The sequence below is a fragment of the Fulvitalea axinellae genome, from assembly GCF_036492835.1.
GTDB lineage: Bacteria > Bacteroidota > Bacteroidia > Cytophagales > Cyclobacteriaceae > Fulvitalea > Fulvitalea axinellae.
In genome coordinates this window covers 757548-769089 of record NZ_AP025314.1, presented here as the reverse complement: position 1 = coordinate 769089, position 11542 = coordinate 757548, and the positions used below count along the sequence as shown (strand labels likewise).

Sequence of the window (11542 nt, the reverse complement as noted above, 5' to 3'; positions counted from 1 at the left end):
TTATTCGAAACTGTCAAACTCTCCGTTGATTAAACTCCCCCGCTTTTCCACAAAGCGGGGGAGTTTTTTTATTTGCCCAAGTACCTGATGAGCAAAGACAGTGATTTGTCCTGTTGAGATTCTTACTTGACCTGCAAAGACAGTCATTCTACCTGTTGAGATGCCTACTTGACCTGCAAAAACAGCCATTTTACCTGTTGAGATGCCTACTTGACCTGCAAAGACAGCCATTTTACCTGTTGAGACGCCTATTTGACCTGCAAAGACAGTCATTCTACCTGTTGAGACACCTACTTGATCTGCAAAGACAGCTGTTTTACCTGTTGAGACGCTTACTTGACCTGCAAAGACAGAAGTTTTACCTGTTGAGACACAGAAAAATCAGTAAGGAGACATCTATTTTCACCCTCAAAAGAAGAAAGACGCTTCCCTTTCTATTATTCAGAAAGAAAAGCGTCCCGATAATTGAGCGACACTCGAAGATTAATGGCCTTGGGTATGAGGTGTTACGCATTAGGCCCAACCGCTTATCGCGATACCAAAACTCACCCCTCCTTCTTCGGCGCTTTGCGGTGTTTCTTTTGCAAGCCCATCAAAAAGTTCCTCAGAAACTGGTCCTTGCACACCCTATACTGCTGTTGCGACGGCTTTCTGAAAAACGCGCTCAGCTCGTGCTTGCCCACGCGCATATCCGCCAGCTTGAATACGGCCAACATACCGTCATCCTTCAAGTTCAGGGCTATGCGGAGTTTGCGCAAAATGATATTGTTGTTGAGCCTGTCCTCGGGCCTTGGCATCGGGCCGTCCTTTTTGCCCCTCTTTTCGGTAATAAAACCGTTGAGGAACGTCGCCAACTCCTTATCCACCAACACTACGTGGCCGGGCTCGTCTTCCTTGATCAGCCAGTCCTGGATTTGCTCCTTGGTCACCGTAAGGCCGCCCATCCCGAAGAGCTCGACCATTTTGGCGTCGTTATAATTGAAAGTATAGCGCAGTCTGCGCAGTATGTCGTTGTTAGTCATGCCTGTATTTTCCGTATTCGGATAATTCCACACGCGAAGATGCGCCAAAAAGCCGGACTTGACAACCGACAGGCTCAGCAAAGCCCAAGGGGGACGAAATGACAGAAAAGGGAGGCATTTCAACAAGCTAGATTTCCCCCTTTTTCGGAACCAGACAGGGAAAAACGCACCGGACGTAACACATTTTTGATAACGGTTAACGGCAACAGGTACCCTTTTCGCCGCAAAGTCGGTTGAGAATAGCTCTATGTCCTTTTTTTGGGCTAAAAATATCGGTGTCGTCCTTAAAATATCCCTGAGGTCCGTATGAGGGCCCCTTCAATTATGGGCGCTTGACATGTTAAGGGGCTATAGGCACTTTTGTAAGGTCGGCGCCAGATATATCGCTACTCGTCCATGACCGCTGACGCGACATCATTACCCAGCCAAAAATTATCGCTATGCTATTTTCTCTCTTTATAAAGAAGCTAACGGACAGTATATCCGCCCTGACGGCCCTGGTAACCTTTCTGTGTATCAGCGGAATGGCTTACGGACAATACAGTCCGCCCAAGGCCACACCACGGTATTTTGACCGAAAAGGATATGTGCAGATAGACGTAAACGGCAAACGGCTGGACATCAACGACGAGGGTTTGTACAAATATGAAAAGCCGATAGGCAAAGGCGACAATATACGGATCACCGGAAGCCCTTACCTGCGTTTGCGCCTTACGGCCGAAAGTCCCGCCAGTATAATATATGTTCCCGGAAAGGATTTCCTTTACACCTCTGAGCACGAGTTCTTCCCGCCGTCCACCAACGGCAAATACACACTGGAATGCCGTGTGCCGGAGCTGAAAGAACTGCGCGCCTACCGCAACTTGGCCCTGAACCCGTATGACTGGCAAAAGGGCGAGCCGAAATTCTATCCGCACGTAAGCTCCAACAGCGAATGCAGGGGCGAAAACCGCTACCGGGCCCGCAACGCCGTAAACGGCCTGACCCATAACCTGAAACACGGGCAGTGGAAATACCGCTCTTGGGGGCCTGAGAAGGTAGAAAACCCGGAATGGGCGATCGACTTCGGGCGCGCCGTGGAAGTGGACAAACTGGCCGTCTATATTCGCGCCGATTTCCCTCACGACAGCTACTGGCGCTCCGCCACCATAGAGTTTAGCGACGGATCAAAGGAAAAGATCAAATTGAAGAAGACCGAGAAGAAACAGGTTTTCAAATTCAAAAAAAGAAGAATAACCGGCCTGAAGATAAAAGACCTCAAACAGCCGAAACCACTGCAATGGTGCGCCCTGACGGAAGTGGAAGTCTGGGGCAAAGACGTTTTGCCCGTAAATACGGACCTCTCGTGGGCCGAGGCCATGAACAAGACGGAATGGAGCCAAGACGTTTGCCAAGATTCGCTCTGGTTGTCATTGGCGCTGGACAAAGCCTACCCCATCCGCACCGACTGGTTGATGCAGGATTTGGATATGGCCCTGCCGAAAGTATTCCGCAACCCGGAAAGCGTTTGGCCTAAGCTTTTGGACAAAGTTTGCGCCCAGATCAAGGACCGGAACAAGGCGAAAAGCATTTTGGCGAAAAAAGGAACCGCTTCCCTCCCCGCCCTTTACGAAGAGGCTTGCCAAGTAAGGAGAAAAGAGTTCTTGGCGATTCTGGAAAACAAGTGGGACCGCGTCATTTTCATGAAGCGAAAGCCTATCATGATGTCATTCTTCGCCTATACCGAAGCGGTGTCGGACGCAAGGCACGAGCTGAACTTCTATCCGGACTCCGAACTCTGCGAACTGACGATCGAAAACGGAGAGATTAGCGTAAATACGATTCTGAAAGACAAAAAAGGCGTTTTCCGTGACCCCGACATCAGCTTCGACGGCACAAGCCTGCTCTATTCCCACAAAAAAGGCCTTTACGACGACGATTACCACCTCTACGAGATGGACCTAGCCACCAAGGAAGTCAAACAGTTGACTTTCGGCGAACGTCTTGCCGATTTCGAAGGCCAATACCTGCCTACCGGCGATATTATCTTCAATTCCACCCGGGTGGAACACACCGTCGACTGTTGGCAAACGGAAGTGAGCAACCTCCACCTGATGAAGCGCGACGGAAAGTATATCCGCCGTATCGGTTTTGACCAAGTGCAGACGCCTTATCCCACTTTGATGGAAAACGGCAAGATAGTTTACACCCGCTGGGACTATAACGACCGCGGACAGATCTATCCTCAGCCACTGTTCCAAATGAATATGGACGGCACGGGCCAAACCGAATACTACGGCAACAACTCTTGGTATCCGACCACGCTGGTACACGCCCGAAACATTCCGGGAACGAACAAAGTGATGGCCACCGTAACCGGCCACCATACCCAACAGCGCGGCCAGCTGGCGATTATTGACCCGGCGCAAGGAAGGCAGGAAAACCAAGGCGTTACGCTGTTGGCGCCCGTCCGCAAGCCCGAAGCCGTGAAAGTGGACGTGTTGGGACAGAAAGGTCCGCAGTTCCAATACCCATTCCCGCTGTCGGAAGAGCATTTTTTGGTGACTTACGAACCCTTCGCCACCAACGACCGCAACAAATACTACACACCGTACGGACTTTACTTTATGGACAAGGACGGAAGGCGCGAACTCTTGGCCACCGACCCGATGTTGGACTGTAAGCAAGCCATGCCCGTCCGCAAGCGCGGAACAGTACACATGCGGGAATCGACAGTGGACTACAGGAAAAAGACGGGAACGTACTTCGTTTACGACGTATACCACGGCGAGGCTTCGAAAGGAATAGAAAGAGGAAGCATCAAGAAAATCCGCATCGTGGAGATCGAATACCAGACCGCCCCTATCGGATTTAACCGCTCTTACAACCACGAAGGCGGCGCCGGACAGGGCGCAAGGGTAAGTACGCCAATATCTGTAGGCGACGGAGCTTGGGACGTAAAACGAATCATCGGAGAAGTGCCCGTAGAGGCCGACGGCTCGGCCATGTTTGAGGTTCCGGCCCGTACACCGGTGTATTTCCAGCTAATCGACGCCAACGGGCACGTGGCGCAAACCATGCGGACGTGGTCTACGCTTCAGCCGGGCGAAGTCTTCGCTTGCGTAGGTTGCCACGAGAACAAAAACGAGACGCCGATAGTGGGCAATAAGGCCTTGGCCATGAAAAAAGGCGTTCGCAAGCCGAAACCTTTCCATGGCATTACCGAGGGCTTCAGCTTCCGCAAACATGTGCAGCCGATCCTCGACGCCAAGTGCATCTCATGCCACGACGACCGCACAATAAAGCGCCTCGACGGCGGAAAAGCCAGCGTAGCCGACCTGACGCCGACCAAAGCGGGATTCGAAGCAAAAAGCAAGCGCAAGAAAAGGGCTTTCAGTCTGCTGGACCACCCTGTTATGGAAGAAACCTCCGGCCGGGCCTGGAACGACGCTTACCTGAACCTGTTAAAGGCTTTCCGAGACAAAAGAGGGCCACTCCGCGGCAGTTTCAAAGATTCGGTGGTAAACTGGCCGGGCTCACAGTCCATGCCGACTATTTTGCCTCCGTATTTCCGCGGATCCGCCACAAGCGAACTGACCAAGATGCTGGACGAACGCCACGGAGGCGTTAAACTCAGCCGTAAAGAGAAAGAAATCATCGCTTGCTGGATAGATCTTTACGTTCCGTATGGCGGGGATTACGAGGAAGGGAATATTTGGAACGAATCGCAACGCAAACGTTACGATTATTATCAACAAAAAAGAGACAAGAGGGAAAAAGAGGAACTTGAGAGTATCAGGCAATACATCAAGGACCTTAGCATGAACCAATAAAACAGTACAAAGTAAAGGGTACAGAATAAATAGTCTGCTTGGAAACTTTACCAAGTGTTTTGCTCTGTCACGATCACGCATTTACTGGACACCCATATACGACAACGTCCCGGCTTGTACAGTCGGGACGTTTCTTTGTTTATCGGAAGATATTTTTGGGACAAATAGACTTTTCCGATTATTTCGAAGGAAGGTTTTTCAGCAACTCCTTTACGGTTACGCGCTTTGTGTAGTTCGGATCAAAGAAGCGGAAGCTGATATCGCCGTCTTGCCCGATGATATAGGTGGCTGGAACGGGTAAGTTGGCCCCCGTTTCGGCACCGTTTACTTTGTTGAAATCTATTCCGTAGCCTTTATAGCGTTCCTGCGTCTTTTTGTCTACTCCGAATGTCACATCATAAGCGTCCATAATCTTATGTCCCTTATCATGCAAAATATGGAAGCTTACATTCTGTTTGCTATCCATTTCGTCAACACTTTCCGCTCCGGAAGGCGTCACGGCCACTACCGAGGCTCCTTTGGCAGTGATCAGACTAAGCGAATCCTGCAGTTCGGCTACCTGTTTTTGGCAATAAGGACACCAAGCTCCCCGATAAAAAAACAACACGACAGGACCTTCTTTAAGCAAAGATTTCAATTTTACTTTTTTGCCGTCTTGGTCTTTTGCCGTAAAGGCAGGGGCCTTGTCGCCTACGTTTAGGCCTTTAGGTTTGTCTTGGGCATGCGCCACAAAGGCGATAAGAAGGGCCAATAATAAGAGTGTGTGCTTTTTCATGGTGTGTTAGTGTGTATTTTCAAGTAACAAGTTATCCTTACGCAAGCGGAGGATGCGGGTTGTCAGAATGAGCGAATACTTGATAATTTGTTTCTGGAAAGGCTTGGCCTGCACGTCGCTAATCATTGGCGAAGATGATTTAAAATTGATAATTTATCCCTAGCTTCGGACTTCGTGAACATTACGTCCGCCTGACGCAACTTAGAAGCCAAGCGAGCGTACTATTATCGGTGAATGACTAAAGACAGGATTCAAATAAACGAACCATAAAGATGACTACAGAACAGAAACAGCCAGTGCAGGTATACATGGAAACAAACCCCAACCCGAACTCGCTGAAGTTCGTGACTAACCTGATGTTGGCGCCGGAGGGCGAAAGTTTTGATTTCCCGAAAGCCGAAAGCGCGGTAGAGACTTCTCCCTTGGCGGAAAGCCTGTTCGGTCTGGGTTATGTAAAAGGCGTGTTTATCTCGTCGGATTTCGTGACCGTGACCAAGGCGGACGACAAGGAATGGATCGAGATCCAGCACGAAATCCGCGAGCTTGTGAAAAAACACTTAAGCGAGGGAAAACCTACCCTTTCAAAAGAAGCGGTAGCGGAAAAAGCGAGCGAAGGTGATTCGGCGATCGTTATCCGTATCAAAAGCCTTTTGGACGAGTACGTTCGCCCAGGCGTTGAACAAGACGGTGGCGCCATCGTTTTTGATTCGTTTGAGGACGGCGTGGTAAAAGTACGCCTCCAAGGTTCATGCAGCGGTTGCCCTTCATCGACAATCACGCTGAAATCGGGCATCGAAAACCTGCTGACCCATATGATCCCTGAAGTAACGTCAGTAGAAGCCGTAAATGACTAAGGGGCAAGCACGCAACAAGCGTATTACAAAAATACAGAAAAGGAGGGCCAACGCCCTCCTTTTCATTTCTCATGATATTTTCAGCAAAGGAAATATGGAACCCTTTTTCCTTTACTTTTTACTTTGTGCTTGCTCAGACTTGTCTTCTGATCTTGAAGGTTTGCTTACCTTTTTTGACCTTGTGTTTCTTACCGTTGATATACAATTTGTACTCGCCATCACTTTCCACCTCCACAGTGTCTCCGTCAGCGATTACGCTAGTTTTAATATCACCGAAACGCAGATCCTTAATTCCGTGACGGTCCGAGCGATGAAGTCTCCAGCGAACTTCCTTCTTTATGGCGTCCACGTCGTGGAAGCCCAGAACGTTTTCGATCAGCATTGAGATAGGCCCGAGCGCCGACCAACCGCAGAAGTCCTCACGTGAGTAGCCGTTGTCGCCACCGTGGGTCGCCGGGATCGGCTTGGTCGGGTTGTAGCATTCCCAAATCGTGTGCGGCTCAAACTGGTCGTAAGTGGCCCGCATGTGCTTCACCAAATTGAGGGAAAGCTTGTCGGCGGTTTCGTGGTAGCCGTATTTTTCCAGGGCTTTGGTGGCCATATAAGCTGTCGGGAGCCAAACGCCGCCTTTCCAATAGCATCCGCTTTCGTGGAAGTCCGGATCGTCTGCAGAAACCGTAGGCCAAGGGATATCGCCACCGAAGTGCTTGAGCGCAGCTTGTTCCAGTTTGGCGGCTTGTTTCTTGTCGCACATTTCGGCGAGCATAGGCCAGAAAGAAGCCGGGGTTTTCACCTTGACTTTCTCGTACGGAGCCTCCACGTTGATGTCGTAGTACATGCCGTCTTCCTCGTCCCAGTAATATTTGTTCACGAGGTCTTTGAACACCTTGTATTTGGCCTTGTACTCTTTGGCCGTGGCTTTATCGCCAATAGTCTCGGCGATACGGGAAATATTCAAAGCGGCGAGTCCCTGTTGCGCGATGGCGTCAATCCAATAGATATTGCCATAACCTACGCCGCGTCCGCGAGGGGTGTTGTCCATACCGCTTTGTACGCCCCACCAACGGAAACCGATTTCCTCTTTCTTGATGTTGGTATGCGCTCCGGCGTATTTGAACTTGGTATGCGGCTTGGTGTTTTCGAAATAATCGTAGTGCTTCTGAAGGTATTTTTTCTCCGTAAGGATGTGTTTGAAGCGATCGGTATTGCCTGTAAAGCGGGCGTAGTCGTTTTCGATCCAAGCGAACAACGGCGGATTATCCGGATGGTGGATTTTGAGAGAAGCCGTGTTGGTGCCGTGCATCACGGTGTAAAAATTGTCGAAACTCTCGATGCCGGGATACTGCTTAGGCGAGTACTTGCAAAAGTGAACCATAAAGGCGGTGTCCCAAATCCAGACGGTGTGGTCCCACAGGCCCTCGTCCATATACGGCGACTGCGGCATTCCGTCCTGGTATTTTACTTTTTCCCAAGCAAGTTCCCAAGCTTTCCAGTACAGTTCCACAAGCTTATTGTCCCCGTCCATCACGGGCGAAGGAATCAGGCTCTTGTCAAGTCTTCCTTTTTTCTCTGCAGCGAACACCGTAGACGGAAGTAACGAAAGTCCGGCAAGCCCCAAGGCGCTTTTCGCTAAAAAACCTCTTCTCGACTTATCTCTAATATCCATGTCGTGTCATTTTTGAAATAATCAAAATCTGCCCCGAATCTAAGGGAGGAAACCCAGCGGGAGAAATATCCCCACATTAAGGAAGGCATTAACACGAAAAACTCCCCTATAAGTCCAGTGATTCCCGAACGGATTCAGGCTGTTAAGGGGGATTAGACAGAAGATTTACAAAGTCAGCGGTTCCGTCTCATATTAGCGATCAACAAGCCCGTAATTACAATAGCCATTCCGACAAAGTGGCCGAGGAAAAGCGTTTCGCCATCAAACAGTCCCCATATTACAGCGATAAAGGGCACGATATAAGTCACCGCTCCCGAGAACACCGGACCGGCAAGCTGGATCAGTTTATTGAAAATAACCAAAGCCATAGCGGTGCCGGCCATACCTAGAATCGCCAAATACCCGAGCGCTTCCCAAGCCTGTGGCCCGCTTTGCATCTTCTGTACGAAATCCGAAAAATAGAAAAGGTAAGAAAGCGTAACCGGAAGCATTAGTCCTAGGCCGAAAGCTGTAATGGTAAGTGGCTTCATATCGGAAAGCCGGAATTTCACATGGTTGATATTATAACCGTAACTCAAGGTAGAGAGCACCACAAAGCCCAGGTAAGCGTTAAAACCGGCGGAGTCTTCCGTAGCGCCAGCCGTAACCAACACCACGGACCCGGCGAAACCTATAGCCACACCAATGGCCTGTTGGCGGGAGACCTTGGCCCTGAAGGCCAGATAACCGATCAGAATAACTGACAAAGGAGTCAGGGCGTTGACGATTGCCACCACGGCGCTTTCGGTATGGCTTTGCGCCAGCGGAAAAAAGACACAGGGCAACAGCCCGTTCGTAAGTCCGCAAAGGAAAAGGTCAAAGAATTTCTTTCTGGGAAATTTTCTAAAGTGATACAATGCCACGGGCAATAGCGTAATTCCCGCCAAACTAACCCGCAAAGCTCCCACCTCAATCGGCGAGAACACTTCGAGGCCCCTTTTCATCAGGATAAACGAACTTCCCCAAATTAGGGAAAGCCCCAGAAGGATCATCCAAGGCAACAGGGCGCTTTGCTTCTCAGTAGCCAGCGGAGTCTGTACTGGTTGTTTTACGGTAGCGGTTCGGTTCATGATTTGGGAGTTTGCGACCGCGAAGAAAAGTAAATCGGCCGAAAGGATGCGGTGTTTGAAAAAATAATACGACCGCCCGGAAAAACTAAAACGCTTCCCCCGTGACCGGAAGAAGCGTTTGAATGTTTTTTTGGGAAAAGCTTATCAGCTCTGTCCCGAAATACTTTCCAAATATGCGTCGCCAAACTCTTCAGTGATTCCGTCAAGCGTATCCATCAGCTCGGCCGGATCCAATGAGGTGACAAGCTTCATGCGTGTCGGCTTGAAATTTGGGATTCCCCTGAAGTAGTTAGTGTAGTGGCGTCTCATTTCCACGATTCCCAAGCGCTCGCCTTTCCAGTCAAGAGAATATTGCAAATGCTCTTTCGTAGTCTGGACCCTTTCCGCCAATGTTGGTGGAGCCAACAGTTCGCCAGTCTTCATGAAATGCTTGATCTCACGGAAAATCCAAGGATAACCGATCGCCGCACGGCCGATCATAATGCCGTCCACGCCATATTTCTCCTTGTACTCAACCGCCTTTTGGGGGGAGTCGATATCTCCGTTGCCGAAAATAGGCATATGGATTTCGGGGTCATTCTTCACCTCGGCGATCTTCGTCCAGTCCGCAACGCCCTTGTACATCTGCTGGCGCGTACGGCCGTGAATCGTCAGGGCTTGCGTACCCACGTCTTGCAGACGCTTGGCCACTTCCTGGATACGGATAGTGTCGTTGTCCCAGCCAAGGCGTGTTTTTACGGTAACGGGCAGTTTGACCTGCTTAACGATCTCGGCGGTCATCTCCTGCATCTTCGGGATGTCGAGAAGGATTCCGGCGCCGGCGCCCTTGCAGGCCACTTTTTTCACCGGACAACCGTAGTTGATATCGATCAGTTCCGGGCCGGCCTGTTCGGCAATGGCCGCGGCTTCGCGCATAGACTCGATCTTGTCGCCGAAAATCTGGATGCCGATCGGGCGCTCCTCGTCATAGATATCGAGCTTCTGACGGCTCTTGGCGGCGTCGCGGATCAAGCCTTCGGCCGAAATGAACTCGGTGTACATCATATCGGCGCCGTTCTTTTTGCATACGGCGCGGAAAGGCGGATCGCTGACGTCTTCCATTGGGGCCAGCAACAGGGGAAATTCCTTAAACTCTACTTCTCCGATCTTAACCAAGGCTGTAACGCTTTGCGCCGGAGCCGCGAACGGTCCGGACTTAATTCAAAATTTAATTATCTTTCGGAAATCGGCCGGAGCCAGCGGGCCTCGACGTTTCTTGCGGTCATTGGGCCGCGTCAAATCCTGAAAACAAGACACAAACACATATGACGGAATCCGACAAAAATAACGCAATGGGTGAGGAAATCGCACAGCATACCGCGATTATTTCTCTTCTTTTCTTTATAGTAGCTGGTATTTTTCTTATCGGCCCCATGTTAGGGTCGCTTCTTAGCTTGCCTTTTTTGGGTTTTGACATCACGGCACTCACCAGTTTTGTCCAAAATCTGGGCGGAGATCCATCCCAACGCACAGCCGCCATCGCTTTTCAGGGAGGCACGGCTATCGGAGCGTTTTTTGTCGCCCCTTGGCTTTGGCTGAAGCTGGTCAAGCGTAGAAATCCCAGTGTTTATTTCTCCGGAGGAAAAGTTTTGCCACTAGCAATGTTTTTGGCGGTAGCCTTGTCATTCTCCATGATGATTTTCAATTCCGGACTTATCGAATGGAACAAAGGTTTGGAATTCCCCGCCTTTATGAAAGGTTTTGAGGAATGGGCCCGTAACGCCGAGAACCAAGCCGACGCCCTAAGCAGTTTTATGACAAACTTCGACTCGTTCGGACAGTTTTTGGTAGGCTTGATCGTTATCGCCGGATTGGCGGGAATATGCGAGGAGTTTCTTTTCAGAGGAGTTTTGCAGACGGAAATCCAAGAGCGCTCCGGCAATATCCACGTGGCCGTATGGGTGAGCGCATTCCTGTTTAGCGCTATCCATTTCCAGTTCTTCGGCTTTTTCCCAAGGCTGGTTTTAGGCGTCGTTTTCGGTTATCTGTACGCCTATTCGGGTTCGCTTTGGTATCCGGTTTTCGCCCATTTTCTGAATAACGCTTTTGTCGTTTGCTCCGCTTATATCCTGGGCAAAAACACAAGCGAATTATCAAACGTTACGGAATCCACACCTTGGTATTTAGTAGTATTGGGCTTGATCGGAACGGTAGCTCTGATGGTTTGGTTCAAAAGTCTTTTCCCGAAAAAGAAAACTGCGTAAACGGACTCATAACCGCATCAAAAAAGCCCTTGATCAATGAGATCAAGGGCTTTTTGCGCAT

Annotated in this window: 9 protein-coding genes; 3 read left to right on the top strand and 6 right to left on the bottom strand. The window is 50.0% G+C overall.

Features of this window, described 5'->3' with window-relative positions; all coding sequences use genetic code 11:
* Positions 1–273: a hypothetical protein gene (locus AABK39_RS03195; RefSeq protein ID WP_338393474.1), complete on the bottom strand. Its 273-nt coding sequence runs from the start codon at positions 271–273 to the stop codon at positions 1–3.
* A gap of 272 nt (positions 274–545) precedes the next feature.
* Positions 546–1022, bottom strand: coding sequence for a YehS family protein (locus AABK39_RS03190; RefSeq protein ID WP_338393473.1), 477 nt, complete (start codon positions 1020–1022; stop codon positions 546–548).
* A gap of 440 nt (positions 1023–1462) precedes the next feature.
* Between AABK39_RS03190 and AABK39_RS03185 the strand changes: the two genes are divergently transcribed.
* On the top strand, positions 1463–4834 hold the full coding sequence (locus AABK39_RS03185) for an HzsA-related protein (protein ID WP_338393472.1): 3372 nt from the start codon (positions 1463–1465) through the stop codon (positions 4832–4834).
* 178 nt (positions 4835–5012) lie between these two features.
* On the opposite strand, the gene AABK39_RS03180 is transcribed toward AABK39_RS03185, so the two are convergent.
* Positions 5013–5609, bottom strand: a complete 597-nt coding sequence (locus AABK39_RS03180; RefSeq protein WP_338393471.1) for a peroxiredoxin-like family protein — start codon at positions 5607–5609, stop codon at positions 5013–5015.
* Positions 5610–5881: 272 nt separating this feature from the next.
* Here AABK39_RS03180 and AABK39_RS03175 point away from each other — a divergent pair, with 272 nt between their 5' ends.
* Positions 5882–6463, top strand: a complete 582-nt coding sequence (locus AABK39_RS03175) for a NifU family protein (protein WP_338393470.1) — start codon at positions 5882–5884, stop codon at positions 6461–6463.
* A gap of 133 nt (positions 6464–6596) precedes the next feature.
* Here the strand turns inward: AABK39_RS03175 and AABK39_RS03170 are convergent, their stop codons facing one another.
* From AABK39_RS03170 to dusB, 3 genes are all read right to left on the bottom strand, one after another.
* A complete protein-coding gene (locus tag AABK39_RS03170) occupies positions 6597–8129 on the bottom strand; it encodes an MGH1-like glycoside hydrolase domain-containing protein (RefSeq protein WP_338393469.1) in 1533 nt (510 codons plus the stop codon).
* 173 nt (positions 8130–8302) lie between these two features.
* Positions 8303–9238, bottom strand: a complete 936-nt coding sequence (locus AABK39_RS03165; protein WP_338393468.1) for a DMT family transporter — start codon at positions 9236–9238, stop codon at positions 8303–8305.
* Positions 9239–9382: 144 nt separating this feature from the next.
* Entirely contained in the window at positions 9383–10393 is a 1011-nt protein-coding gene (dusB, locus tag AABK39_RS03160; RefSeq protein ID WP_338393467.1) for a tRNA dihydrouridine synthase DusB, read from the bottom strand.
* A gap of 149 nt (positions 10394–10542) precedes the next feature.
* Here dusB and AABK39_RS03155 point away from each other — a divergent pair, with 149 nt between their 5' ends.
* On the top strand, positions 10543–11481 hold the full coding sequence (locus AABK39_RS03155; protein WP_338393466.1) for a CPBP family intramembrane glutamic endopeptidase: 939 nt from the start codon (positions 10543–10545) through the stop codon (positions 11479–11481).
* The last annotated feature ends 61 nt before the right edge of the window (positions 11482–11542 follow it).

Coding starts and splice junctions, on each gene's coding strand:
- AABK39_RS03180 (WP_338393471.1), bottom strand. CDS start 5,609: ATGAAAAAGCACACACTCTTATTATTGGCCCTTCTTATCGCCTTTGTG.
- AABK39_RS03190 (WP_338393473.1), bottom strand. CDS start 1,022: ATGACTAACAACGACATACTGCGCAGACTGCGCTATACTTTCAATTAT.
- AABK39_RS03195 (WP_338393474.1), bottom strand. CDS start 273: ATGACTGTCTTTGCAGGTCAAATAGGCGTCTCAACAGGTAAAATGGCT.
- AABK39_RS03185 (WP_338393472.1), top strand. CDS start 1,463: ATGCTATTTTCTCTCTTTATAAAGAAGCTAACGGACAGTATATCCGCC.
- AABK39_RS03170 (WP_338393469.1), bottom strand. CDS start 8,129: ATGGATATTAGAGATAAGTCGAGAAGAGGTTTTTTAGCGAAAAGCGCC.
- AABK39_RS03175 (WP_338393470.1), top strand. CDS start 5,882: ATGACTACAGAACAGAAACAGCCAGTGCAGGTATACATGGAAACAAAC.
- AABK39_RS03165 (WP_338393468.1), bottom strand. CDS start 9,238: ATGAACCGAACCGCTACCGTAAAACAACCAGTACAGACTCCGCTGGCT.
- AABK39_RS03155 (WP_338393466.1), top strand. CDS start 10,543: ATGACGGAATCCGACAAAAATAACGCAATGGGTGAGGAAATCGCACAG.